General features: G+C 38.4%; 29 protein-coding genes. 28 read left to right on the plus strand and 1 reads right to left on the minus strand.

From position 1 onward, the window contains the following. The first annotated feature begins 261 nt into the window (after positions 1 to 261). The 11 genes from IEV69_RS02760 (at position 262) to IEV69_RS02810 (ending at position 8,548) form a co-directional block, all read left to right on the plus strand. Positions 262 to 1,380 (plus strand): PQQ-dependent sugar dehydrogenase, encoded by a 1,119-nt coding sequence (locus IEV69_RS02760; protein ID WP_188439251.1) that lies wholly within the window; start codon positions 262 to 264, stop codon positions 1,378 to 1,380. Positions 1,381 to 1,382: 2 nt separating this feature from the next. Continuing rightward, positions 1,383 to 1,847: a c-type cytochrome gene (locus IEV69_RS02765; RefSeq protein ID WP_308420125.1), complete on the plus strand. Its 465-nt coding sequence runs from the start codon at positions 1,383 to 1,385 to the stop codon at positions 1,845 to 1,847. A gap of 99 nt (positions 1,848 to 1,946) precedes the next feature. Then, entirely contained in the window at positions 1,947 to 2,558 is a 612-nt protein-coding gene (gene udk, locus IEV69_RS02770; RefSeq protein WP_188439252.1) for a uridine kinase, read from the plus strand. A gap of 1 nt (position 2,559) precedes the next feature. Beyond that, a complete protein-coding gene (locus tag IEV69_RS02775) occupies positions 2,560 to 2,892 on the plus strand; it encodes an FtsB family cell division protein (protein ID WP_188439253.1) in 333 nt (110 codons plus the stop codon). Continuing rightward, positions 2,885 to 4,234, plus strand: coding sequence for a methylmalonyl-CoA mutase subunit beta (locus tag IEV69_RS02780; RefSeq protein ID WP_188439254.1), 1,350 nt, complete (start codon positions 2,885 to 2,887; stop codon positions 4,232 to 4,234). The genes IEV69_RS02775 and IEV69_RS02780 overlap by 8 nt, the downstream gene beginning before the upstream one ends. A gap of 41 nt (positions 4,235 to 4,275) precedes the next feature. After that, positions 4,276 to 4,506 (plus strand): hypothetical protein, encoded by a 231-nt coding sequence (locus IEV69_RS02785; RefSeq protein ID WP_188439255.1) that lies wholly within the window; start codon positions 4,276 to 4,278, stop codon positions 4,504 to 4,506. Continuing rightward, on the plus strand, positions 4,496 to 4,792 hold the full coding sequence (locus IEV69_RS02790; protein WP_188439256.1) for a type II toxin-antitoxin system RelE/ParE family toxin: 297 nt from the start codon (positions 4,496 to 4,498) through the stop codon (positions 4,790 to 4,792). Before IEV69_RS02785 ends, IEV69_RS02790 begins: the two co-directional genes overlap by 11 nt. 14 nt (positions 4,793 to 4,806) lie before the next feature. Next, positions 4,807 to 6,936, plus strand: coding sequence for a methylmalonyl-CoA mutase (gene scpA / locus IEV69_RS02795; RefSeq protein ID WP_188439257.1), 2,130 nt, complete (start codon positions 4,807 to 4,809; stop codon positions 6,934 to 6,936). A gap of 63 nt (positions 6,937 to 6,999) precedes the next feature. Further along, a complete protein-coding gene (locus IEV69_RS02800; protein ID WP_188439258.1) occupies positions 7,000 to 7,203 on the plus strand; it encodes a hypothetical protein in 204 nt (67 codons plus the stop codon). Beyond that, the gene (locus tag IEV69_RS02805) at positions 7,181 to 7,663 is read left to right on the plus strand and encodes a nucleotidyl transferase AbiEii/AbiGii toxin family protein (protein WP_188439259.1); all 483 of its coding nucleotides are present in this window, start codon (positions 7,181 to 7,183) and stop codon (positions 7,661 to 7,663) included. Before IEV69_RS02800 ends, IEV69_RS02805 begins: the two co-directional genes overlap by 23 nt. A gap of 9 nt (positions 7,664 to 7,672) precedes the next feature. Continuing rightward, the gene (locus IEV69_RS02810) at positions 7,673 to 8,548 is read left to right on the plus strand and encodes an SDR family oxidoreductase (RefSeq protein WP_188439260.1); all 876 of its coding nucleotides are present in this window, start codon (positions 7,673 to 7,675) and stop codon (positions 8,546 to 8,548) included. Between the two features lie 4 nt (positions 8,549 to 8,552). On the opposite strand, the gene IEV69_RS02815 is transcribed toward IEV69_RS02810, so the two are convergent. Then, positions 8,553 to 9,020, minus strand: coding sequence for a DUF4442 domain-containing protein (locus IEV69_RS02815; RefSeq protein ID WP_188439261.1), 468 nt, complete (start codon positions 9,018 to 9,020; stop codon positions 8,553 to 8,555). Between the two features lie 209 nt (positions 9,021 to 9,229). On the opposite strand from IEV69_RS02815, the gene IEV69_RS02820 reads away from it, so the two are divergent. The 17 genes from IEV69_RS02820 (at position 9,230) to IEV69_RS02900 (ending at position 25,538) form a co-directional block, all read left to right on the plus strand. After that, positions 9,230 to 9,394, plus strand: a complete 165-nt coding sequence (locus tag IEV69_RS02820) for a hypothetical protein (protein WP_188439262.1) — start codon at positions 9,230 to 9,232, stop codon at positions 9,392 to 9,394. A gap of 1 nt (position 9,395) precedes the next feature. Beyond that, positions 9,396 to 9,728, plus strand: a complete 333-nt coding sequence (locus tag IEV69_RS02825) for a PadR family transcriptional regulator (protein ID WP_188439263.1) — start codon at positions 9,396 to 9,398, stop codon at positions 9,726 to 9,728. 2 nt (positions 9,729 to 9,730) lie between these two features. Beyond that, positions 9,731 to 11,503 (plus strand): PspC domain-containing protein, encoded by a 1,773-nt coding sequence (locus tag IEV69_RS02830; RefSeq protein ID WP_188439264.1) that lies wholly within the window; start codon positions 9,731 to 9,733, stop codon positions 11,501 to 11,503. 10 nt (positions 11,504 to 11,513) lie between these two features. Next, positions 11,514 to 12,236 carry a head GIN domain-containing protein gene (locus IEV69_RS02835; protein ID WP_188439265.1) on the plus strand — a complete coding sequence of 241 codons (723 nt, stop codon included), beginning with the start codon at positions 11,514 to 11,516 and terminating at the stop codon, positions 12,234 to 12,236. Positions 12,237 to 12,367: 131 nt separating this feature from the next. Then, positions 12,368 to 13,729, plus strand: a complete 1,362-nt coding sequence (gene hemN / locus IEV69_RS02840; protein WP_188439267.1) for an oxygen-independent coproporphyrinogen III oxidase — start codon at positions 12,368 to 12,370, stop codon at positions 13,727 to 13,729. A gap of 18 nt (positions 13,730 to 13,747) precedes the next feature. Beyond that, positions 13,748 to 14,578 carry a universal stress protein gene (locus IEV69_RS02845; RefSeq protein WP_188439269.1) on the plus strand — a complete coding sequence of 277 codons (831 nt, stop codon included), beginning with the start codon at positions 13,748 to 13,750 and terminating at the stop codon, positions 14,576 to 14,578. A gap of 364 nt (positions 14,579 to 14,942) precedes the next feature. Then, complete coding sequence (locus tag IEV69_RS02850; RefSeq protein ID WP_188439271.1) at positions 14,943 to 15,449, plus strand: c-type cytochrome; 507 nt, start codon at positions 14,943 to 14,945, stop codon at positions 15,447 to 15,449. Positions 15,450 to 15,468: 19 nt separating this feature from the next. Then, the gene (locus IEV69_RS02855; protein WP_188439273.1) at positions 15,469 to 16,047 is read left to right on the plus strand and encodes a fasciclin domain-containing protein; all 579 of its coding nucleotides are present in this window, start codon (positions 15,469 to 15,471) and stop codon (positions 16,045 to 16,047) included. A gap of 16 nt (positions 16,048 to 16,063) precedes the next feature. Beyond that, the gene (gene nosZ, locus IEV69_RS02860) at positions 16,064 to 18,016 is read left to right on the plus strand and encodes a Sec-dependent nitrous-oxide reductase (protein ID WP_188439275.1); all 1,953 of its coding nucleotides are present in this window, start codon (positions 16,064 to 16,066) and stop codon (positions 18,014 to 18,016) included. 141 nt (positions 18,017 to 18,157) lie between these two features. After that, a complete protein-coding gene (locus IEV69_RS02865; protein ID WP_188439277.1) occupies positions 18,158 to 18,778 on the plus strand; it encodes a hypothetical protein in 621 nt (206 codons plus the stop codon). Next, positions 18,778 to 19,215 (plus strand): nitrous oxide reductase accessory protein NosL, encoded by a 438-nt coding sequence (locus tag IEV69_RS02870; RefSeq protein WP_188439279.1) that lies wholly within the window; start codon positions 18,778 to 18,780, stop codon positions 19,213 to 19,215. The genes IEV69_RS02865 and IEV69_RS02870 overlap by 1 nt, the downstream gene beginning before the upstream one ends. After that, entirely contained in the window at positions 19,212 to 20,447 is a 1,236-nt protein-coding gene (locus tag IEV69_RS02875; RefSeq protein WP_188439281.1) for a nitrous oxide reductase family maturation protein NosD, read from the plus strand. The genes IEV69_RS02870 and IEV69_RS02875 overlap by 4 nt, the downstream gene beginning before the upstream one ends. Further along, positions 20,441 to 21,148: an ABC transporter ATP-binding protein gene (locus IEV69_RS02880; RefSeq protein ID WP_188439283.1), complete on the plus strand. Its 708-nt coding sequence runs from the start codon at positions 20,441 to 20,443 to the stop codon at positions 21,146 to 21,148. The genes IEV69_RS02875 and IEV69_RS02880 overlap by 7 nt, the downstream gene beginning before the upstream one ends. Next, positions 21,141 to 21,923, plus strand: a complete 783-nt coding sequence (locus tag IEV69_RS02885; protein ID WP_188439285.1) for an ABC transporter permease — start codon at positions 21,141 to 21,143, stop codon at positions 21,921 to 21,923. The genes IEV69_RS02880 and IEV69_RS02885 overlap by 8 nt, the downstream gene beginning before the upstream one ends. A gap of 281 nt (positions 21,924 to 22,204) precedes the next feature. Beyond that, entirely contained in the window at positions 22,205 to 22,927 is a 723-nt protein-coding gene (ric, locus tag IEV69_RS02890) for an iron-sulfur cluster repair di-iron protein (protein ID WP_188439287.1), read from the plus strand. 230 nt (positions 22,928 to 23,157) lie between these two features. Then, entirely contained in the window at positions 23,158 to 25,002 is a 1,845-nt protein-coding gene (locus IEV69_RS02895; RefSeq protein ID WP_188439289.1) for a glycyl radical enzyme family protein, read from the plus strand. A gap of 101 nt (positions 25,003 to 25,103) precedes the next feature. Beyond that, positions 25,104 to 25,538 (plus strand): RrF2 family transcriptional regulator, encoded by a 435-nt coding sequence (locus tag IEV69_RS02900; RefSeq protein WP_188439291.1) that lies wholly within the window; start codon positions 25,104 to 25,106, stop codon positions 25,536 to 25,538. The last annotated feature ends 6 nt before the right edge of the window (positions 25,539 to 25,544 follow it).

Consider the following 25,544-nt stretch of genomic DNA (forward strand, 5'->3'; position numbering starts at 1 on the left):
TTGTCAATTTGACTGCTCAATATTTTTAAGAACAAAAACAACTTGTGTTTTTTCGGATTGCAAATATATATTTTATGTTAAGATTAGCAGGCATTTTATTTCTTTTTTTTATCTTATAAAAGAAAATAACTTTGTAAAATTAACAATGGGTATTTTTCGATTCTAACAATATAATTTTTTTTTAATACTTGAAAAATTAAGTGTTGTGATTATTAAATACAGAGACTCCTTTATAAATTAAAACGTTAAAAATAAAAAACTATGAAAATTAAAATTTTACTGCTTCTTTTTTCCGGTTGGTTTATCAGTTGTGCGCAAGTCAAGCAAAATGACATTGAAATAAAACCCCAACAAGGCTCCTATACGTTTGAAACTGTTTTTTCAAATGTAGCGATACCCTGGGGACTTGCGTGGTTGCCGGACGGATCTATGCTGGTGGGAGATAAAAGCGGTGAGGTTACACTTGTAAATGGCAACAATGAGCTTACTATTTCTACCGGTTTTGAGGATCTGTATTTAAGAGGTCAGGGTGGTCTTTTGGATATCTTGCCTCACCCCGATTATGAAAACAACAAATGGATTTATTTCGCCTACGCTTCCTCAATGGGTGAAGGTGAAGGAGGAAATACCAAGATTGTAAGAGCAAAACTTGAAGAAAATAAATTAACTCAAATTGATGAGCTTTACAAAGCATCTCCCAATTCCGCCAAGGGCGTTCATTTCGGTTCCCGAATGGTTTTTGATAAGCAGGGTTATTTATATTTCACCATAGGCGACCGAGGAAACCGGGACGAAAATCCACAAGACATTACCCGCGATGGTGGAAAAATCTACAGAATTAACGACGACGGTAGCATTCCCGGAGACAACCCTTTTGTAAATGAAGCCGGAGCAAAAACAGCCATTTATTCTTATGGCCACAGAAATCAACAAGGAATGGATATCCATCCCGAAACGGGTGAGATCTGGACCCATGAACACGGACCTAAGGGAGGTGACGAAATTAACATCACCAAAAAAGGTGCAAATTATGGCTGGCCCCTAATTACCTATGGCGTGAACTACAGTGGAACCACCATCACCGAAAAAACCCACAAAGAAGGAATGGAACAACCACTTTACTATTGGATCCCATCTATAGCCCCAAGCGGAATGACATTTGTAACAGGGGACAAGTATCCCGACTGGAAAGGACATCTTTTAGTGGGTTCACTAAAGTTTCAATACCTCGAATTGCTTAAAATAAACAACAATCAAGTAACAGAACGTCAAAAAATCGCTGAAGACATTGGAAGGTTGCGCACAGTAAAAATGGGTCCCGATGGATATGTTTATATGGGTGTTGAAGGCAAAGGAATTGTAAAAGTAATTCCTAATTAGCCTTGAATATACAACTAGTAGGTAAAATTGTTTTTACAAGCGTATTGCTGTTTGTTATTCACAAGACCCCAGTTTTTTTTGAGGAAGCAGGTCTTTATTTAAACATACCGGAAACTCAGCAACAGCAACAGGAAGTTTTAGAAGAAAGCATCAACAGAGGAAGAACCGTTTACAATGATTTTTGTGTCCAATGTCATTTACCGGATGGAAAAGGAACCGAAGGAGTTTTTCCACCATTGGCAGATTCTGACTGGTTAATGGAAAAACGAACAGAGAGCATCCATTCTGTTAAATACGGTTTGAAAGGTGAAATTGTCGTGAACGATATTCAATACAACAATATGATGCCACCAATGGGACTTCTTGACAGAGAAGTTGCCGATGTGATGAATTATATTATGAACTCCTGGGGCAATACTCAGCATAAAATGGTCACACTTGAAGAGGTCAAATCCATAAACAAATAATATTTGATCTGAAACATCTCCTTATTTGGCGCTATTACTAAAAAATAAACCTCATTTAAAAAATCAAATTATTGTTACCTTTGCCAAAACAGAAACAAAATGCTTATAATTGGTATTGCCGGTGGCACCGGAAGTGGTAAAACAACTGTGGTGAATCAAATCATCAATGAATTACCACCCAATGAAGTGGGAGTGATTTCGCAGGACTCTTACTATAAAGACACTTCTCACCTTCCATTTGAAGAAAGGGTAAAGATTAATTTTGACCACCCAAAAGCCATTGATTTCGAATTGCTTGTAGCGCATTTAAAAGAGCTCAAACAAGGAAAAACAATAGAACAACCGGTCTATTCATTTGTTGAGCACAACCGTACCAAAGAGACCGTTGCAACTGCCCCAAAACATGTGATGATCGTAGAGGGTATTTTGATACTTACACATCCTGATATTAGAGATATGTTTGACATTAAAATTTATGTACACGCTGATAGTGACGAACGGCTCATAAGAAGACTTAAAAGAGATATTGCAGAACGGGGTCGTGACCTTGATGAAGTTTTAAGCCGCTATCAAACAACCTTAAAACCCATGCATCAGCAGTTTATTGAACCCACAAAAGAATATGCTGATATCATCATTCCAACAAATCGTTATAATACGGTAGCCGTTGATATTGTAAGAACAATCATTAATCAAAAACTAAACGTTTAATTTGAAACTATCTGATTTAAAAAAGAACAAAAGCTTTCAGTTTTTTAGCAACAAATACTTCATTATTGCTATTGTTTTTGTCGTATGGATGTTTTTTTTTGATGCCAATTCTTTTTTTGTACATCAGGAGTTAAACCAGGAAATAAACGAATTAGAAAACAATAAAAACTATTTCCAAGACGAAATCACCAGAGATAAAGAGTTTCTTGAAAAACTAAAAGATGAGGATGAATTGGAAAAATTTGCGCGCGAAACCTATTATCTTAAAAAAGAAAATGAAGAGATTTTTATTATTGAACACGAGGACAGCCTAAAAAACAATCAACATGAATAAATCGCTTTTCAATAAGTTCAACCCTGTTTCTTCCAAAGAGTGGAAACAAAAAATACAAGCCGACCTTAAAGGAGCTGACTTTAATGAAACATTGCTTTGGAAATCTCCTGAAGGCATTCATGTAAAACCGTTTTATCACCGTGATGAATTAAAGGAAAACTTCTCCCCCATACCTTCTCAACCCAAAAGATGGGATGTTGGGCAGTTTATTTTTATTGATGATGCCACCATTGCAAACAAACTGGCACTGGATGCGCTTCAGCGTGGTGCAGAAGCTATTTACTTCACTGCCGAGCAGGAATTTGACATAGAAAAACTTTTTAAAAATATTCCGGTTGAAAACCATACATTTTATTTTGACTTAAAATTTCTTTCGCCGAAATCCTGGAAGCATCCAGCTTTCGCAAATGCTAATATTCACGTTTTAAACGACATTATCAACCACCACACCCAAGACGGAAACTGGCACAACAACCTAAAAGAAGATTTCAGTCATCTTGAAGAACTACTTGCTGAAACCCAAACGATTTTTGTTGATACAACGGGCTATCAGAATGCCGGAGCAACAATAACCCAGCAGCTTGCTTATGCCCTGGCACATCTCAATGAATATTTCAATGCATTTGAATCCAAACCTGCGATCCTAAAAAAAGTGATTTTCAAAGTGGCCGTGGGCAGCAATTACTTTTTTGAAATTGCTAAAATCAGAGCTTTGCGTTTGTTATATACAAGCTTAGCCAAAGAATACAGTTTCAATGCAGATTGCCACATCATAGCCACACCCTCAAAACGCAACAAAACACTCTATGACTACAACGTCAATATGCTGCGAACCACCACAGAGTGTATGAGTGCCGTTTTAGGTGGAGCTGATACCATTTGTAATTTACCCTATGATGCACTGTACCATAAAAGCAACGAATTTGGAGAGCGCATCTCCCGAAATCAATTGCTTATTTTAAGACACGAAAGCTATTTTGATTCGGTTACCAATGCTTCAGACGGGTCCTATTATATTGAAAGTTTAACAACACAATTAGCGGAAAAAGCGCTGGAAGTCTTTAAGGATATAGAAAAAGGCAGCGGATTCCTCAATCAGTTAAAAGAAGGGGTTATTCAGAAAAAAATAAAAGAGAGTGCTGCCAAAGAACAACAAGACTTTGACAAAGGCGAAAAAGTATTGCTGGGTACCAACAAACACCCCAACAAAGAAGACCGGATGAAAAATGATTTGGAGCTCTACCCTTTCGTAAAAACAAAACCAAGAAAAACACTCATAGAGCCTGTCATAGAAAGACGACTGGCTGAAAAAGTGGAACAAGAACGACTTGATAATGAGTAGTTTTCTACTCAAATGCGTATATTTGAATAAATTAAAACCCTATGGAAGCCATTAGAAAAATTGTTAAAGTTATAGACAATACTATAACAATAACGCTACCTGAGAATTTTGCAGACGGAGAGGTCGAAGTTATTGTATTAAATAATGATTCTATCTTTACCTTAAACGATACTCAAAAAGAAATTCTCAATCAACGTTTATCAGAACCTGAAGATCATTATATATCTGCAGAACAATCAATAGGGTATTTAAAAAAAAAATATGGCCTTTAAAGTCCTGGTACTTTTACAAGCGCAAAGGGAGATTGATGAAGCTATTACTTACTATGAAGAAATAAGCCCCTCAATTCCTGAAAAATTTATTGAAGATGTATCATCAGCATACGATACCCTATCCAAAAACCCTCATTATCAAAAACGTTACTTAAACTTTAGAGGATTTCCGTTGAAACGATTTCCATTTATATTGTTCTTCGACCTAAATGAAAAACAACAAATAGTAAAAATTATATCGTGTTTTCATACAAGTAAAAATCCCGATGATTATCCAAAAAAGTAACTCCTAATTTTAAAATGACTAGAAAAAACATACAACATATAAAAATCCAAAGTTCTGAAAACAAGCATCAGTCTTCAAATCAGAAATTGGAAACTGCGGAAGGCTTTTCCATAAAAAAATCCTATTCCAAAGAAGATATTGACCATTTGGAACATCTCGACTTTGCTGCGGGAATAGCACCTCATTTAAGAGGCCCCTACTCCACCATGTATGTTCAAAAGCCTTGGACTATTCGCCAATATGCCGGTTTTTCAACAGCAGAAGACAGCAATGCCTTTTACCGAAGAAATCTTGCCGCGGGCCAAAAAGGACTCTCTGTAGCATTTGATCTTGCTACCCACCGCGGGTATGACAGTGATCACGAACGAGTGCAAGGGGATGTTGGTAAGGCAGGAGTAGCTATTGACAGTATCGAAGACATGAAAATCCTCTTTGACCAGATTCCGCTGGATAAAATGAGTGTGTCAATGACCATGAACGGTGCCGTGTTACCCATTATGGCATTTTACATCGTCGCTGCAGAAGAACAAGGGGTTTCTCCTGAACAACTTTCAGGAACCATCCAGAATGACATTCTCAAGGAATTTATGGTGCGTAACACCTATATCTACCCACCTACGCCGTCAATGAAAATCGTTTCAGATATCTTTGAATATACCTCGAAAAACATGCCGAAGTTCAATTCCATCAGTATCTCAGGATACCATATGCAGGAGGCCGGTGCCACTTGTGATATTGAGTTGGCTTACACCCTGGCAGATGGACTGGAATATTTAAGAACAGGCATCGCCGCCGGAATGGACATAGACAGCTTTGCGCCACGCCTTTCGTTCTTTTGGGCCATCGGGATGAATCACTTTATGGAAATCGCTAAAATGCGTGCCGCACGTATGCTCTGGGCAAAAATTGTCAAGCAATTCAATCCGAAAAACGAAAAATCACTTGCCCTGCGCACCCATTGCCAAACCAGTGGATGGAGCTTAACTGAGCAAGACCCGTTTAACAACGTAGCGCGTACTTGTATTGAAGCCGCTGCTGCTGCTTTTGGCGGAACACAATCCCTGCATACCAATGCACTGGACGAAGCCATTGCTTTGCCTACAGACTTTTCGGCACGCATTGCCAGAAACACCCAGCTATTTTTACAGCATGAAACTGAAATTACCCGCACCGTTGACCCCTGGGCAGGCAGTTATTATGTAGAAAACCTCACCCACGAGATCGCAAACAGAGCCTGGGAGCTCATTCAGGAAGTCGAGGAACTGGGTGGCATGACCAAAGCTATTGAAGCCGGTATTCCTAAAATGCGCATAGAAGAAGCAGCAGCAAAAAAGCAAGCTCGCATTGACAGCAGCCAGGATATTATTGTAGGTGTAAACAAATACCGTCTGAAACAGGAGGACCCGCTTCAGATACTGGATGTAGACAATCAAAAAGTGCGTTTATCACAAATTGAACGCTTAAACAAGATAAAGTCTGAGCGAAATTCTGAAAAAGTAACTGCTACTCTTGAAAAATTAACCGAATGTGCCCGCACGGGTGAAGGAAATTTACTAGCTTTAGCGGTAGAAGCTGCCCGTGAAAGAGCCACACTGGGAGAAATCAGTGATGCGCTTGAAACAGCATTCGGCAGGTATAAAGCACAAATTAAATCTTTTAGTGGTGTGTACAGCAAAGAAATAAAACAAGACCCCTCTTTTGAAAAAGCACGGGAAATGGCCAATGAGTTCGCTGAACTTGAAGGTCGTCGTCCGCGTATCATGATTGCAAAAATGGGCCAGGACGGTCACGATCGTGGAGCCAAAGTAGTCGCTACGGGCTATGCCGACGTGGGTTTTGATGTGGATATTGGACCACTATTTCAAACCCCAAAAGAAGCTGCCAAACAAGCCGTGGAAAACGATGTGCATATTCTGGGCATATCTTCATTAGCTGCAGGACATAAAACACTGGTTCCTCAGGTAATTAACGAACTAAAGAAATACGGTCGTGAAGATATTATGGTGATTGTGGGTGGCGTGATACCGCAACAGGATTACCAATATCTATTTGATGCCGGTGCGGTTGCTGTGTATGGTCCCGGTACAAAAATTAGTGAAGCCGCTATTGAAATTTTGCAGATTTTGATGGATTCTGTAAATTAAAAAAGCAAGTCTTTTAATATCAAATATTTTAAGGGTAGTGAAATAATTCCTTATTTTTACAATATGGAAATCAAATTTCAAACCAAAGAAGAAAGTAAAAAGCAACAACTGGAAGAATTTTTAAAACTTTCAGGAGGTGAACGAGTTTGGCATTTCTTTTCGACGAGTGCACAAATTAACCGATTTCCCCGTAAAAACAAAATTGAAAAAACTGACAATTTTGTGATACATATCAATTTAAAGGATGCTAGCAGAAAACTGGAATAAGTCAATTGAAGAATTCATTGCTGAAGCAAACAAGCAAGAAATGGAAATGATTATGGTAGGTGGCGGTGCAGTAAACTTTCATGGCTATCAACGACATTCTGCTGATGTTGATTTTTGGATTAATCCAACAAATGAAAATTTCAAAAAATTGCTTTTAGTTTTTCAAAATTTAGGTTACAATATCAATGAGTTTCCTGCTTCAGTTTTGAAAGGTGAACAAAATATTTCACTTAAATTTTCTCCGGTTCATATCGACATAGAGTTAATTACTCGTTTTTCAGTTAATAAATCTTTCGAAGAAGCCTTTGCTGAAAGTGAGGTAGTCGAGTTTAAAGAAAATCAAAAAATATACAGATGGCGCGTTCTTTCACTTGAAGATTTAATTCTAAGTAAAGTAAAATCAGGAAGGCCGAAGGATCTATTAGACATTCAAGAGTTAAAAAAAATAAATAATATATAATCTACAAAAATGAACTACAACCAAAAAATGCTTCGCGACGATGCCCTGAAAGGAAAAACCATAGTAGTAACAGGAGGTGGCAGCGGACTGGGGAAGTCCATGGGAACCTATTTTCTTGAACTGGGTGCCAATCTGGTCATCACTTCCCGTAATCTGGAAAAACTCCAAAATACGGCTAAAGAAATGGAAGAAACCACCGGTGGAAAAGTGCTTTCAGTGGCGTGTGATGTCAGGAATTATGACGAAGTAGAAGCGATGGTCAAAGCCTCCGTTGCTGAATTTGGTCAGGTAGATGTTTTATTGAACAACGCTGCCGGTAATTTTATTTCACCAACTGAACGCCTCTCTGCCAATGCGTTTGATACCATCATCGATATCGTTTTAAAAGGAAGTAAAAACTGCACGCTGGCCTTTGGCAAACACTGGATTGATAAAAAAGAAACCAATAAAACAATTCTCAACATAGTAACAACCTATGCTTGGACCGGTTCCGCTTTTGTGGTTCCCAGTGCAACAGCTAAAGCCGGTGTTTTGGCGATGACCCGCTCGCTTGCAGTAGAATGGGCAAAATATGGCATTCGTCATCACGCAATTGCTCCGGGACCCTTCCCAACCAAAGGTGCCTGGGACAGATTACTGCCCGGTGAATTAAAAGAAAAGTTTGACCTTGCTAAAAAAGTGCCCTTGAAACGTGTGGGTGATCATCAGGAGTTAGCCAATCTGGCGGCTTATCTTGTTTCCGATTTTGCGCACTACCTCAACGGCGAAGTTATCACCATTGACGGTGGCGAATGGTTGAAAGGTGCCGGTCAATTCAATCTCCTGGAAATGGTAACCCCTGAAATGTGGGATATGTTTGAAATGATGGTGAAATCTAAAAAATAAATCTCTAATTTTTCTCTTTTTGCTTAAGCTTGATACGCCATTCAAATTGGTGGGTTGAGACAATTTCTCCTGTTGAATCCTTACCCACAGAGGTCATCCAGAAAGTGATTCCCTCACCGGTTTTTTTTGTTTCTGAAATGGCATCAAGTACTTTTTGACCGTCTACACAAGTAAACGTAATGGTACCGGTCGCTTTCTTTGAATAATTCCCTTGTAGATTGGCTACCAACATAGTTATTTTTAAATCAGTTTCCTTGATGTGCATCATCACAAGCACACCTGTACTCAATTCTGCCGCCATCGCCTGAACAGCAAAATAAATTGACCGAAATGGATTTTGGTTGATCCATCGATGCCTGACCGTAGTAGTACATTTTGTACCATCAAGCGCTTTTAACCGAACGCCACTTAGAAAAGCCGCCGGTAATTTGAAAGCTAAAAAACTATTGATTTTTCCGGGAGTAAGCTTCATAAGAGTGCTAATTTACAGTAATTCACATTAAAATCATTAATAATTTTCAATTATTGAATTGTTAATTTTATGTTAAATATTAGTACTGTGTTTTGCATAATACTGTTTTTTATACATATATTTGCATTGTAATATAATAGGTATTATAATTTCACTTTAATTAAAGAGGATTCATTCATCAAAAATCAATCAATTAAATCAATCAAAAAATGAGCACGTTAGTTAGTATTTTGTTGGCAATAGTAATGGAACTTTTAAACCCTGCAACTATTGGATCGGTGGAAATAGAAAATACACCAAACCGGATCGAAGCTGAAGAAGTTTTATATTTTTCTGAAGATTTGCCAACTGTAACCCCAATTAAAAATTGTTAATATGAACATAGAAAACACAAAAGCACAGATGCGTAAAGGAGTGCTTGAGTATTGCATCCTTTCCATCCTAAAAGATGGCGAGGCCTATACCTCAGATATACTCGAAACGCTAAAAGATGCTAAGATGCTGGTGGTGGAAGGTACCGTTTATCCCCTTCTCACCCGACTTAAAAATGCGGGGCTGTTAAGCTATCGCTGGGAAGAGTCTACTAGTGGACCACCTAGAAAATACTATGAACTTACCGAAACCGGTAGATTATTTTTAAAAGAATTAGACGGAACCTGGGATGACTTAATCCTGGCCGTCTCCAAAGTAACACGTCAAAAAAAATAACCATGAACAAAACAGTAAACATAAATTTAGCAGGAACCTTTTTCCACATCGATGAAGATGCTTTTGGAAAACTAAATCGCTATTTAAGTGCTATTAAACGTTCCTTTTCAGACCCCCAAGGGCGTGACGAAATCATAAAAGATATTGAAGCCCGTATTGCCGAACTATTTTCAGAAAAACTGGATAGCCACAAGCAGGTTATTACTATGAAAGAGTTGGATGAAGTAATCGCCATCATGGGTCAACCCGAAGATTACGCTGTTGATGAGGAAATTTTTACCGATAAAAATTATGATTCAGCAAAAAGTGAAAGCCAGTCAACTAAAGCCCATAAAAAACTGTTCAGAGACCCTGACAATAAATATATTGGTGGTGTGTCTTCAGGCTTGGGTCATTACATTGGTCTTGATGCCATCTGGATTCGTTTGATTTGGATTTTACTCACTATTTTTTCAAGTGGTACCTTTATCTTAATATATATTATCTTCTGGATTTTAGTACCCGAAGCTGTTACTACGGCCGATAAACTAACAATGAGAGGTGAACCCGTAAACATCTCAAACATTGAAAAAAAGTTTAAAGAAACCTATGACAGTGTGGCTGATAAAGTAAAAAATGCCGATTATGACGCCTATGGCAAAAAAATAAAATCAAGTTCTGAAACCTTTTTTGACACCCTGGGAAAAGTAATTATGGCTTTACTTACTGTGTTTGTAAAATTCATAGGTGTGTTGATTATTCTTGTGGCTGCGGTAACTCTGATTGGCCTGTTTATCGGCTTATTTGTTTCCGGAATGACCGGGTTTTTTGGAGCTTGGAACACAGATTTTTTACACGTGGTAAATGAATCTATTGCCCCTATCTGGCTAATTTCAGTGATGATCTTTCTAGCCGTCGGTATTCCTTTCTTCTTCCTGTTTATTTTAGGTCTTAAAATTCTTGTAGACAATTTAAAATCAATTGGAAAAGTAGCTAATCTTACCCTACTTGCCGTTTGGTTAATAGCAGTCTTTACTCTGATCACTATTGGCGTAATGCAGGCTATGGAACGCTCTAATGAAGGGAACGTTATCAACACCCAGGAATTAAACATAAAAGCAAACGATACCTTATACCTTGCAATGAGAACAAATACACAGTTTGGGAATGATGTCAGTAAAAGAGGTGGTTTCTCTTTAAAATATGATGAAAATGACAATCAGGTAATCTATTCAAATAACATCCGGTTAATCGTACGATCAACAAAAGATTCCCTGGCGTCTCTTTTAATCAACAGAAAAGCCCATGGTAAAGAGTATCTTGAAGCAAAAAACAGAGCAGAAGCCATCGAATACAATTATGTTTTTAATCAAAACAGCCTCACATTAGATGGGTACTTTCTTGCGAATGTAGAAGACAAATATCGTGATCAGGAAATTGAAATCACTCTATATTTACCGGTGGGTAGTGTTTTAAATGCAGATAACAACACCTATTCATTTCACAGAAACACCTCCGGGTACAGAGACATATTGAACAACGGTCAGGAAGGTTATTATCTTGAAATTCAAGACGGAAAAACAGTGTGTATGGATTGCCCTGAGGAGTCATCTGAATCAAATGATGACTTTGAATACTACAGTATTGATTGGGACGATGAAAACTGGCAGGAAACCTGGAAAGATGGCAATAAAATCAAGATTGACAGAGATGGAATTGATATTAACATCACCGATGAAAAAGATTCTGTGAGGGTAATGCTCAATAAAAAAGGAATTAAAGTAAAATCAAACTAAGATAACTATTATGAAAATTTTCAAACTTACATTCGCATTGGTATTGCTTGCAATTACGAGCAGTTGTGAATTTAATTTTCCATTTAATTCAATAGAAGGTAATGGAAATGTAATAAAAGATGAACGTATTTTTTCTGAAAAAATAGATGTCGTGAGAGCCAGTACCGGTCTTGAAGTAATCTTACTCGAAAGTATGGTGCAATCGGTCACAGTTGAAGCAGATGAAAACTTAATAGATGTCATTGAAACAAACTTTGACAACGGGGTTTTACACATTAAAACCAATGAAAATATCCGAAGAGCAAAGTCAAAAAAAGTGACAGTTGGCTTTGTGAGCCTTGAAGGGGTTGAAGCCAGCAGCGGAGCCAATCTAAAAAGCATATCAACAATTATTTCTGATAATTTATACCTTCAAACCAGTAGTGGCGCTCATATGGAAGTAACTGTTCTTTCAAAAGAATTGTCAGCAAAATCCAGTAGTGGTGCTGATATGAAAATCAAAGGTCAGGCCCTTAATTTCAACTCAAAAGCATCCAGCGGAAGCTCTATCAACGCCAAAGAACTTGAGGCTATTTATTGCACATCAAAAGCATCAAGTGGCGCAGATATTGTGCTAAACATAAAAAGTTCGCTGGACGCTAAAGCATCCAGTGGAGGTGACATAAAATACTATGGTGAGCCCAAAATAGTGAACCAAAATAAATCATCCTCAGGAAGCGTGAGAAAGTTGTAATTCCCAAACAACACTTAAAGATTAGCCTAATAAACACCATTGTTTATTAGGCTTTTTCATTAATTCAATATGACCAAAGTCATAGTAACTTATACAACCAAATTTTATCTTTGTGGCTGAAAATAAATAGTATGCAAAGTTTAATTGACAAATACAACGTTCCCGGTCCGCGATACACCAGCTATCCCACTGTTCCTTATTGGAATGAAAGTAGCTTTACAACTGATGCCTGGAGAAAACGATTGAAAATTCAGTTTGACCGTTTCAATGAAAACGAAGGCATAAGTCTTTACATTCACCTGCCTTTTTGCGAAAGCCTTTGCACATTTTGCGGTTGCCATAAACGCATCACAAAAAGACACGAAGTTGAAGACCCTTATATCAATGCTATCCTAAAAGAATGGCAACTATACAAGCAATTGCTAGTTGAGAAACCCGTCATTAAAGAAATTCATTTAGGTGGCGGAACGCCTACCTTTTTCAGCCCAGATAACCTGACCAGAATGATAAAAGGAATTCTCAAAGATGCTATTTTAGACAAAGATTACAGCTTCAGCTTTGAAGGACATCCAAACAATACCACCAAAGAACATCTCCAAGCACTCTATGATGTTGGTTTTAGAAGGGTGAGCTACGGAGTACAAGATTATAATATGGCCGTTCAAATTGCCATTCACAGAATTCAGCCTTTTGAAAACGTGAAAAATGTGACGGAATGGGCACGCGAAATTGGATACACATCTGTGAGCCACGATATCATTTTTGGATTGCCCTATCAAACCCTGGAGCACGTCAAATACACCATCGAAAAAACCAAAGAACTCCAACCAGACCGTATTGCATTTTACAGCTACGCTCATGTGCCCTGGATTAAAGGAAATGGACAACGGGGGTTTAGTGAAGAAAATCTTCCCGCTGCCAAATTAAAGAGAACTCAATATGAAACAGGCAAACGCTTGCTGGAATCTTTGGGATATATTGAAATCGGAATGGATCACTTTGCACTCCCTTATGACGAATTGAGCATGGCTATGAAAAACAATACCCTGCATCGCAATTTTATGGGATACACAACCACCCAAAGTAAAATCATGATTGGGCTGGGGGTCTCTTCCATAAGTGACAGCTGGACAGCGTTTGCTCAAAATGAAAAAAAGATAGAGGAGTATTACAAACTGTTGGAAGAAAATGAAATTCCAGTTTACAGAGGGCATTTGCTCACTCAAAAAGATCAAATCATTAGAAAACACATTCTCAATCTGATGTGCAACCTGAAAACAGAATGGACCTCAACAGATGAAGAAATGATTAATTTTTCTGAAATTAAGGAGAACCTTAAAGAAATTGAAAAAGATGGATTGATAAGTATACACTCAAACTCCATTATAGTTCTTGAAAAAGGAAGGCCCTTCGTCAGAAATGTATGTATGGCTTTTGATATTTTATTACAACAAAAACAACCCGAAACGCGTTTGTTTTCTATGACTGTTTAACCTATAACACTATTTATTATGAAAAAAATCATTGTACCGGTAGACTTTTCAAAGCATTCTGAATACGCTTTAAAAGTAGCCGCAGACATAGCAAGAAAAAATAAAGCAGAACTTTTCTTATTGCATATGCTAGACATTTCAGACCAAATGATCAGCATCACAGAAGCTACAAAAAGACGTGAATTGTTGTTTTTTATGCAGCTGGCCAATAAACAATTTGAAAAATTTATCGACAAAGATTATATGAAAGGCATCAAGTCATCACCCATCATCAAGCATTACAAAGTGTTTGAAGAAGTGGACAACACTGCAAAAGAAATTGATGCCGAATTTATAATCATGGGGTCCAGAGGCTCCAGTGGAGTAAAAGGTTATTTCGTGGGTTCCAATACCGAAAAAGTAGTGAGAACTTCAGACATACCGGTGCTGGTTGTCAAATCTGAAGCAAAAGACTTTAATCCTAAAACCATCGTCTTTGCGTCAGATTTTAACAAAGAAAATTTAAATGCTTTTAAAACCATTAAGCAGTTTGCAGATTCTTATGATGCCACTTTAAAATTGGTTTATGTAAACACTCCAAATGCCAACTTTAAAAACACCCTTGAAATCAGGGAGCAAATGCGTAACTTTTTAAATAAAAATTCTATTTCAAACCACTCTGAGGATATTGTTATTTTCAATGATTATACAATCACTGATGGAATTCAAAATGCAGCCTTGATGTTACAGGCAGACCTGATTGCAATACCCACACACGGCAGAAAAGGCATCAATAAAATTCTGGCAGGCAGCATCAGTGAAGAAGTTGCTAATAAATCTGAAATTCCGGTATTGACAGTAAAAATTTAAACCTACCTACTTTGCTTAAAGATTAAAAGCCGTTTGAATTCAAGCGGCTTTTATTTTTAAGGCAGTTTCAATTATTAGACTTTAATATTGAAATACAATATTTTTAAAAAAAATCCATAATTTATGATGTTTTATAATTTATACTATAAAAAAATAACAATTTGATAAAAATGAACTGTTCAATATGATAATTATCATTCTTTATGACAATAGCAGATACTATTTTTACAGCTTTTAATGAATAAACCCTGTTCTTGTTTAAGAATTTTTTTAAAAAAATATCAATATGACTACAGTCATAAAGAATGAAAACTAAACAAAATAACTTTACACCATTAAAATTTAACTATCAAATCCCATTAAAATGAAAAGTATATTAAAAACAGCCCTTTTATTATTTGCCACGATAAGCTTAATATCTTGTGGAGGAGGAGAAAAAGAAGAAAAGAAAGACATTAAAATTGGCGACTACAGTAAAAAAGAAACAAAAAAAGAGACCAAAGCCACCTCTTCTGCAGACATGATTGACATGTCAAACAAAGGAATTGGCCCTGTTAAATCGGTAACCATTGGCGATGGAATCGATGATACAATGGCAACACACGGTGAAGATGTTTTCCAAAAAATGTGTTCAGCCTGCCACAAAATGGACAAAAAATTCATCGGGCCTAAAATAGCCGATGTGACCAACAGACGTGCACCCGAGTGGATTATGAACATGATATTGAACCCGGAAGAAATGATTGCCAAAGATCCCATTGCAAAACAATTGCTTATTGAATCCAATATGGCGGTAATGGCCAACCAAAACGTCAGTGAAGAAGATGCACGCGCTATCCTGGAATATTTTAGAAAATACGACACTCAATAAATACTAAAAACAACCAATTATGAAATCAACCTTAATAACAATGTTGATGTTTGCATTAGTCTTCACAGGCTGCAAAGACAATCAACAATCATCAGAAACAACAGAAAGTTCCACTTCAATTACTGAAACTTCATCATCAAACAAAGGTCAGGCCTTTATTGAAGACGAAAACGCTGAACCCAATGCACTACAATTGGCCATCAAATCATCAGACCACACCACTTTAGTAGCTGCTGTTCAAGCAGCTGAAGTAGAAAATGCACTGGTAAATGTGGGGCCACTATCTGTTTTTGCTCCCACCAATGCTGCATTTGACAAGTTACCGGAAGGCACTTTAGATGACCTTCTAAAACCTGAGAACAAGGAAAAACTTGCACAAATCCTTATAAATCATGTGGCACCAGGCAACTACCCCATTGAAACCTTAAGAAAAAATGTTGAAAAAGGACGTACCCTTTATATGGCATCAGGAGAATATCTGCAAGTAACCCAAGAAGGTGAAGACATATATGTGGGGGGAACCAAAATTGTTGGCTCTATTAAAGTAAGCAATGGCTGGGTTCACGTTATAGAAAATATCATTTTACCAAAACAATAATTAAACCTAAACAATAATGAAAAAACTCAATTCAATTTTAGCTGTTGCTATATTCTCCCTGATAATGGTGAGTTGTGGTAATAATAACGAATCTAAACGGTCCGGAGGTGCAATGTCATCTAACGTTGCCGAAAAAGTCTATGTAGCACCTGGAGAACATGATGAATATTATGCGTTCCTTTCAGGTGGATATAGTGGAAACCTAACTGTATATGGACTTCCTTCAGGAAGGATGCTAAAGGAAATTCCCGTATTTTCTCAATTCCCTACAAACGGGTATGGATATTCTGAAGAAACAACCCCAATGCTGGAAACTTCTTTTGGTTTTATTCCATGGGGGGATGCTCACCACCCGGATATTTCCCAAACCAATGGGGAACTGGATGGACGCTGGGTCTTCATCAATGAGAACAACACACCAAGGATTGCACGTATCAGTCTTGAATACTTTGAAACAGAAGAAATCATAGAGATCCCTCATAGTGCGGGGAACCACTCTTCTTCATTTGTAACTGAAAATACCGAATATGTAGTAGCAGGTACACGTTTTTCTGTACCCTATCCTCAGGAAGATATCGCAATCGACCAAATGAAAGGGAATTTCAAAGGCCCGCTTACCTTTATTGCAGTAGATGAAAATGGTGGTATGTCCATTGATTTCCAGCTAAAAATGCCCGGATTCAATTATGACCTTTCCCACCCGGGACGTGGGGATTCTCACGGCTGGTTCTTCTTTACTACCTATAATACAGAAGAGGCCCATACCCTGCAGGAAGTAAATGCTTCTCAAAACGATAAGGATTTTATTGCTGCCGTAAACTGGAAAAAGATCCAGGAATATGTAAGAAACGGTGGCGGAGAAGAGATTGACGCCAATTATGCTCATAATGTATTCAATCATTCAACGCAAACTGCGACCACAACAATGATGAATAAAGTTCTTACCGTAGACCCAAGGGATGTGGAAGGTGCAGTTTTCTTCATGCCCACACCTAAATCCCCGCATGGATGTGATGTAGATCCTTCCGGTGAATATATCATTGGTAATGGAAAATTGTCCACAGATCTTACCATCCACTCCTTTTCTAAAATGTTGAAGGCAATTGAAAATAAAGATTTCGACGGAGATGCATACGGAATTCCTGTTTTAAACTTTGATGCTACACTCGCCGGAGTTGTTAAAGATGGTGGATTAGGACCGTTACATACCGAATTTGACGATAAAGGTAATGCATATACTACTTTCTTTATCTCTTCTGAAGTTGTAAAATGGAAGCTGGGAACCTGGGAAGTACTTGACAGACAACCAAGTTTTTACTCTGTGGGACACAATATGATCCCTGGTGGGAACTCCAGAAAACCTGATGGGAAATATATGGTCTCCTTAAACAAAATCACCAAAGATCGATACCTGCCAACCGGTCCTGAGTTAGAGCACTCTGCTCAGCTATATGACATTTCCGGAGAAAAAATGGAACTCCTTCTGGATTTCCCTACTCACGGAGAACCTCATTATGCTGCCGGTATTCATGCCGATAAGATCAAAGCCAACTCAAAAAAGATATACCGTCTTGATGAAAATAAACATGAACACGCAACTCTTAATGAATCAGAAACCCGTGTAGAACGCAATGGAAACGAAGTTCACGTGTATATGACTATGGTAAGAAGCCATTTCGCACCAGATAATATTGAAGGTATCAAAGTGGGTGACAAAGTGTATTTTCACGTGACCAACCTTGAGCAAGACTTTGATGTACCTCACGGATTTGCAATGATTGGTGCTAATAACTCTGAACTATTGATCATGCCCGGACAGACAAAAACCACAACCTGGGAGCCCACCAAAGTAGGAGTCTGGCCATTTTACTGTACTGACTTCTGTTCAGCACTTCACCAGGAAATGCAGGGTTATATCAGGGTTTCGCCTAAAGGTAGTAGCCAGGAATTAAAATGGTCACTGGATTAAATCATAAAAGTTAAATTGGTTATTAATTTTTGATTTGATGTAAAGCGGGTAGCACACCTTTATGTCTGCCCGCTTTTTTAATACAAACAATGCATTATTTAAGATTATTATTGCTTTCATATTACTAAAAAAAAGGATGTCATGAAAAAGTCTGGAATTTTAATGATAGTAGGTTCAGCATTGTTGCTGGGACTATTTTATTTCCCACTCTGGAATATCACCTTAGGAGCACCGCAATACCCCGAACCTCTGGGAATGGATATCTATATTTCAGGAATCGAAGGAAAATCAGAATTTGATATTCAGAATATTGATGGATTAAATCATTATATTGGTATGAAAAAAATACCAAAACCCGAAGAAATGTGGGAATTCAATATATTTCCGCTTGTCATTGGTGGGATGGCCGCCCTTGGAATTCTTCTGGGAATTTTAGGGTTTTTTAAGAAAATAAGCCCACACTGGTTTTTTGGATGGTTTGTGTTAATGTTGGTTCTTGGAGTCCTTGGTATGTATGATTTTAATATTTGGCTTTTAGATTATGGGACAGATCTTGACCCAAAAGCCATCATCAAACTTACAGATGCTGACGGAAATCCAATTAGCTACAAACCCCCGCTCTTTGGTTCACAAAAGATATTGAACTTTACAGCGCACTCCTATCCAAGATTGGGTGCCTGGTTAATGTTTGCGGGAATGTTCTTAACTTTATTCGCCTGGTGGGTGGGTAAAAGATCTGTTAGACCTAAAAGCAATTTATAATGAAACTTTACACCTTTCTTTTTATTGGAATGCTGCTGGCGTCCTGCAGTAATGAACCGGAACCTATTGTGTATGGTGGTGATAATTGCTCCTATTGTAAAATGACAATTGTAAGTAAAGCACATGCCGCTCAAATGGTCACCAAAAAGGGCAAACAAATAAAATATGACGCCATTGAGTGTATGGTTCAGGATAACCTTCAAAATTATGAAGTATCAGAAATTGCCATTATGCTGGTGGCAGACTATGAGCAACCGGGAGCCATGCTGACCGCTCAGGAAGCTTCCTTTGTCATTGATGAAAAAATTAGCAGCCCCATGGGGGCAAATCTGGCAGCAATGAAAAAAAATAGCAATCAGGAAGAATTTTCGGAGGCATATACCTGGAATGAACTTAAAAAATATTTCCTTAAAGAAGATCCCCAAAACCTAAAATGAAGCATTTTCTAAGTGTATTGTTTTTACTATACTTCCTTCCTTCGATGGCTGGAGAAATTAGGGTGTGTTCTTCATGTGAGATCAAAACCGTGAAACAGGCTATTGAAATGGCTCAATCAGGTGATACCATAAGTATTGAAGAAGGGATCTATAAGGAATCTGACATTACTATAATTAATAAGAGCTTACACATTAAAGGGATAAATTATCCGGTAATTGACGCCGGAATGAATGGAACTGCTTTTGCCATAAAAGCAGAAGGAGTTACCATAGAGGGTCTTAAAATTATAAACATTGGCCGAAGTCATACCAAGGATTATGCAGCCATACTGCTGAATGGAAGTCAAAATTTCACGCTAAAAAACAACATTCTTGAAAATGTTTTCTTTGGTTTTTTGATTGAGAAATCAGATAATGGGCTTATTGAAGGCAATCGTATTGAAGGTGAGGGGATTGACCAGGCAAACTCCGGAAATGCTATCCACCTTTGGAATTCTAATGAAATTACAATTAAAAATAACCACGTAAAAGAAATGCGTGACGGGATTTATATTGAATTTGGCAAAAATTGTAAGATTATCAATAATGTTTGTGAAAAAAATTTACGTTATGGACTGCATTTTATGTTTTCTGACAGCAACAGTTATATAGGAAATACCTTTGAAGATAACGGTGCAGGGGTAGCAGTAATGTTTTCCAAACATATAGAAATGAAAAAAAACCTGTTTAAGAAAAACTGGGGTCCTGCTTCCTATGGCTTACTACTAAAGGAAATTTCTGACGCGACTCTTGAACACAATATTTTTGAAGACAACACCATAGCGGTAAATGCCGATGGTACCACCCGGGTGGAATTCATAGAAAACGACTTTAAAAATAACGGATATGCCATTAAGGTGCACGGGGGTGCTTATACAACTAGTTTCACACGAAATAACTTCTTGCACAATTCATTTGACGTTGGCTATTCGGGCAGGTTAAATGACAATACCTTTTCCGGAAATTACTGGACAAATTATTCAGGTTATGATCTGGATAAGGACAACATTGGGGATGTGGCTTATCGTCCGGTGAAACTCTTTTCTCATATCGTCAACCAAACCCCTGAAGCAATTGTATTATTAAGGAGCTTGTTTATTGACATTATGGATTTTTCAGAAAAGGTCTCACCCATTTTCACACCCAAAGAATTGATTGATCCACACCCACAAATGAAAAGAATATTATGGTAACGATAGAAAGTTTATATAAGAAGTTTGGAAAAAACGAAGTGCTGAAAGGTATTGACCTCACCATCAAAGATGGGGGTATCATCGCCGTCCTGGGGCCCAATGGCAGTGGAAAAACCACCCTGATTAAAAGCATACTGGGAATGGTGATTCCCAATAAAGGAACCATTTCCATAAATGGACAAAACATCAAAAAAGACTGGAAATACAGAAAAGAAATAGATTATTTGCCTCAGATAGCCAATTTTCCGGGAAACCTTACAGTACAGGAACTTATAAAAATGATCAAGGATTTGCGTGATAAGCCTGCCAATGATGACGAATTGATTGCCTTTTTTAAACTCGAAAACTTTTTAGATAAAAAACTGGTCACCCTTTCCGGGGGAACCAAGCAGAAAGTGAATCTGGTGCTGACATTTATGTTTAACAGCCCGTTGGTTATTTTGGATGAGCCCACCTCGGGTCTGGATCCCATTTCGCTCATTCGCTTAAAAGAATGGATTCACAAGGAAAAGGCTAAAGGAAAAACCATTTTGATTACGTCCCACATTATGAGTTTTGTAGAAGAAATAGCTGAAGATCTCCTCTTTATTCTTGAAGGGAAAATATATTTTAACGGTTCGGTTCAGGAACTCAAAAAACAAACCGGACAAACCGATTTTGAACACGCCATTGCCAACATTTTAACTGAACATCATGTTTAAAATATTAAAATACAGTTTTTACGATTTATCCCGAAGCCGCTGGAGTTATGTTTATTTTTTATTCTATTTGTTACTGGGCTTTACCCTATTGTTTTTAAACAACGACCTCTCGGGAGCTGTCATCACGATGATGAATGTAATCATCGTTTTAGTACCTCTCATCGGTACCATCTTTGGAGTGATGTATTACTACGACTCCAAAGAATTCACAGAACTCCTCCTGGCCCAACCCATAAAACGCAAATCGATCTTTCTGGGACAATATTTTGGAGTGGCCATTTCACTGGCAGCCAGTTTGATATTAGGTTTAGGAATCCCTTTCGTTGCTTACGGTCTCTTTCAGTCTGGCGCCATCTGGGACTTTGTGATACTACTTGTTACAGGAGTTTTCTTGACATTTATCTTTACCGCACTAGCCTTTAATATAGCATTGTCCAACGAAAACAAAATCAAAGGTTTTGGCTTTGCCATATTACTTTGGTTATTTCTTGCCGTTATATATGACGGTATTTTCCTGATGGCACTGGTGCATTTTCAGGAATACCCATTGGATAAATTTGCCCTGATAGCCACCATGGGAAACCCTATTGACCTTTCACGCATCCTTATTCTGCTGAAATTGGACATCTCTGCACTACTGGGTTATACCGGTGCCGTTTTCAAAAACTTTTTCGGAACTTCTATGGGTACAATCCTCTCTTTAGGTATGCTTTCCTTATGGGTAATTCTTCCCGTATGGCGCATTTCCGCGAAAGCGAAAAAGAAAGATTTCTAATAAGCACGGATTGTAAGGAATTTACCGGATTAACACAGATTAGTTTTTTATTGACTTTTCCATATTTCTAACTCTTAGTTCCCAAAAGTTTACAGCTTAAGTCCATTTATAGTTTACTTTTTTAAGAAACAAACTTGAAACCTGAAACTTGAAACCTGAAACTTGAAACTTGAAACCAATATGCGCCAAGTCATAAAATAAGATAACTTCATGAATGACCTTTACAAAGTATAAAAAGGAATATATCACAACGAATGTCTAAAATCTAATTTCAAAAAACAATGGAAACTCTAAAACAAAAAACCGTAGCCGATCTGGTTACCGAAAACATAAAAACTGCCCACATCTTTAAAAAACACGGCATCGACTTTTGCTGTGGTGGAGGCATTAGCATTGAACGCGCCTGTGAAAAAAAAGGAATTGATTATGCAACCCTGGAAGAAGAGTTAAGCAAGGCATTATCTGACAATGACCGCACTTACAATTACAAATCCTGGGCACCCGATTTTCTCACAGACCATATCATCAATGTACACCATACTTATGTGGAAGAAAACTCCTCGTTATTATTACAATATGCAGACCGGGTGATGAAAGTACACGGCCATCACAACACTGAGCTGGTTGAAATCAATGATTTGGTAAAACGAGTAGTTGGCGAACTTGCCTCTCACATGAAAAAAGAAGAATTGATTCTGTTTCCATTTATTAAGAAAATGGTTGCTGCACAAAAAGAAGGTATTACCTTACCCCATCCACCTTTTGGAACCGTTGACAGCCCTATTGCAATGATGGAAGAAGAACATGATGCCGCCGGTATAATTTTCCGTGAGATTGCTGAGCTTTCAAACAATTACACCCCTCCTGCTCATGCCTGCAATACTTATAAAGCCTTTTATGCCAAACTGGAAGAATTTGAAAATGACCTCCACCTCCATGTGCATTTAGAAAACAACATTCTCTTTCCCAAAGCCAAGCAAATGGAAAAAACGATCATTCAATAAGTATAAAAGAACGTTTAAGATTCAAAATTCTTTTTGTGATTTTAATGGTTTGTGTTTACGCAAAAAGAAATGTCAAAGGCAAGGTGCAAACCTTGCCTTTGTAATGAAAACAATGGCTGTTTTTTGTTGAAAACTTTGTTAATAGTTATTTAAGATATTTTTATCTTTTATTCATTTAATGCCTAATTTTAAAATCGAGTTGCTAACCCTTAAATACCAAAATTATGGAAATGAATCAGGAAATACTATCAGACATTGTTGTACATATGAAATATGCCCGCTACCTCCCCGAGCAAAACCGACGGGAAGTTTGGCAGGAAATCTGTGACCGTTATGAAAATATGATGCTGGAAAAATACCCCAGACTCACCACTCAAATCATAGAACATATGATACGGGTGCGTGACAAAAAGGTGTTGCCTTCAATGCGTGCGATGCAATTTGCAGGCCCGGCTATCAATCGCAATCACAGTCGTATTTATAACTGTGCGTATTTACCTGTAGATGATATCTATGCATTTTCTGAAACGATGTTCCTTTTATTGGGAGGTACCGGTGTAGGGTATTCGGTTCAAAAACACCACGTCGCCAATTTACCTCCCATCAAAAAAGGAAATAAACGAAGAAAATTTTTAGTTGGTGATAGCCTGGAAGGTTGGGCAGATGCAGTCAAAGTACTGTTGAAATACTACTTTGGTATACATGAGTCTAAACCCGATTTTGATTTTTCAGACATTCGGCCCAAAGGGAGCCGCCTCGTCACTGCCGGTGGAAAAGCTCCCGGTCCGGAACCTCTGAAGATCTGCATCGCCCACCTTTCAGCTATTTTAGACCGCAAACAGGACGGTGAACAACTCACCCCTTTGGAGTGTCACGATATGATGTGCCACATCGCCAATGCCGTGCTGGCAGGTGGAATTCGCCGCTCAGCAATGATTGCCCTTTTCTCTCACGACGATGAGGATATGCTTACGTGTAAATTCGGTCCCTGGTGGGAACTGAATGAACAACGCGGGCGGGCCAACAACTCGGCTGTACTCCACCGCGAAAATATTACCGAGCGTGAGTTTTTTGACCTGTGGACAAAAATAGAATTGAGCGGCAGCGGCGAACCCGGATTTTATTTCACAAATAACATCGATTGGGGAACCAATCCCTGTTGTGAAATCGCCTTACGTCCTTTCCAGTTTTGCAACCTCTGTGAAGTCAACGTCAGCAATATCAAAAGCCAGCAGGACCTCAATGAACGTGTGGCGACAGCTGCCTTTCTGGGGACGCTTCAGGCCGGCTTTACCAACTTTCACTACTTGCGTGAAAAATGGAAAACCCATACTGAAAAAGACGCCCTCATCGGTGTTGGGATGACCGGTATTGCTTCCGGAAAACTCGACACGCTCAATCTAGACGAAGCTGCACGTGTGGTCAAGAAAGTCAACGAAGAAGTAGCTATACAGATTGACATCCACATCGCAGCCCGCACCACCACTATCAAGCCGTCAGGAACTACTTCGCTGGTGTTGGGTACTTCATCGGGTATTCACGCCTGGCACAACAAGTACTACATCCGCCGCATTCGCATTGGTAAAGATGAAGCACTTTGCAGGTATTTAACCGAACATCATCCCGAATTGATTGAAGCCGATTTACTCAACTCCAAACAAATGATCGTGTGTATCCCTCAAAATGCACCGATGGGAGCCATCACCCGTCACGAAGACACAATGGATCTATTGAAACGCATTGCCAAATTCAACGAACAATGGATTAAAAAAGGATATCGCAATGGTGAAAATGACAATAATGTTTCTGCCACCGTTTCTATTAAACCCGATGAATGGGGCAAAGTGGGCGAATGGATGTGGCACAACAAATCTTCTTATAATGGTTTAAGCGTTTTGCCCTTTGACAATGGTAACTACCAACAAGCTCCCTTTACCGACATAACGAAGGAAGCATTTGAAAAAATGGAATCCAAACTCCACACCATCGACCTGCGCAACGTCATGGAATTTGAAGACGACACCGACCTCAAAGCAGAAGCAGCCTGCGCCGGAGGGGGCTGTGCAGTAGTGTAAACAACCTCCAAATAATAAATTCCAAATTCCAATTCAACTAATATCGTTTTGGAATTTGGAATTTGAGTTTTGGAATTTTAATTTTTCGTACGTTTGTAACCATGTTTTCAAAAGCCTGTGAATACGGCATCAGAGCCACATTGCATATCGCTGCACAATCGCTGCAAGGCAAGCGCGTGGTATTGCCTGAAATTGCAAAAGCCATCGATTCGCCGGAGCCCTTTACAGCCAAAATCCTGCAGCAACTCGCCAAAAATAAACTCGTGCAATCCAATAAAGGACCCAACGGTGGGTTTTCCATTTCAGAGAAAGATTTGGAGCGCATCAAACTCAAAGATTTGGTGTTGGCCATTGACGGTGAAGGGCTATTTACGGAATGCGGACTCGGCTTAAAAACATGTGATGAACTTGCCCCCTGCCCCATTCATCATACTTTTAAACCAATTCGGACACAAATAATTGCCATGCTGGAAACTACTTCATTAAAAACACTTTCATCACAATTAGAAGCGGGTGATGCGGTTTTGAAGGTTTAATTAACT

This window comes from Planktosalinus lacus (assembly GCF_014640155.1).
GTDB classification, from domain to species: domain Bacteria; phylum Bacteroidota; class Bacteroidia; order Flavobacteriales; family Flavobacteriaceae; genus Planktosalinus; species Planktosalinus lacus.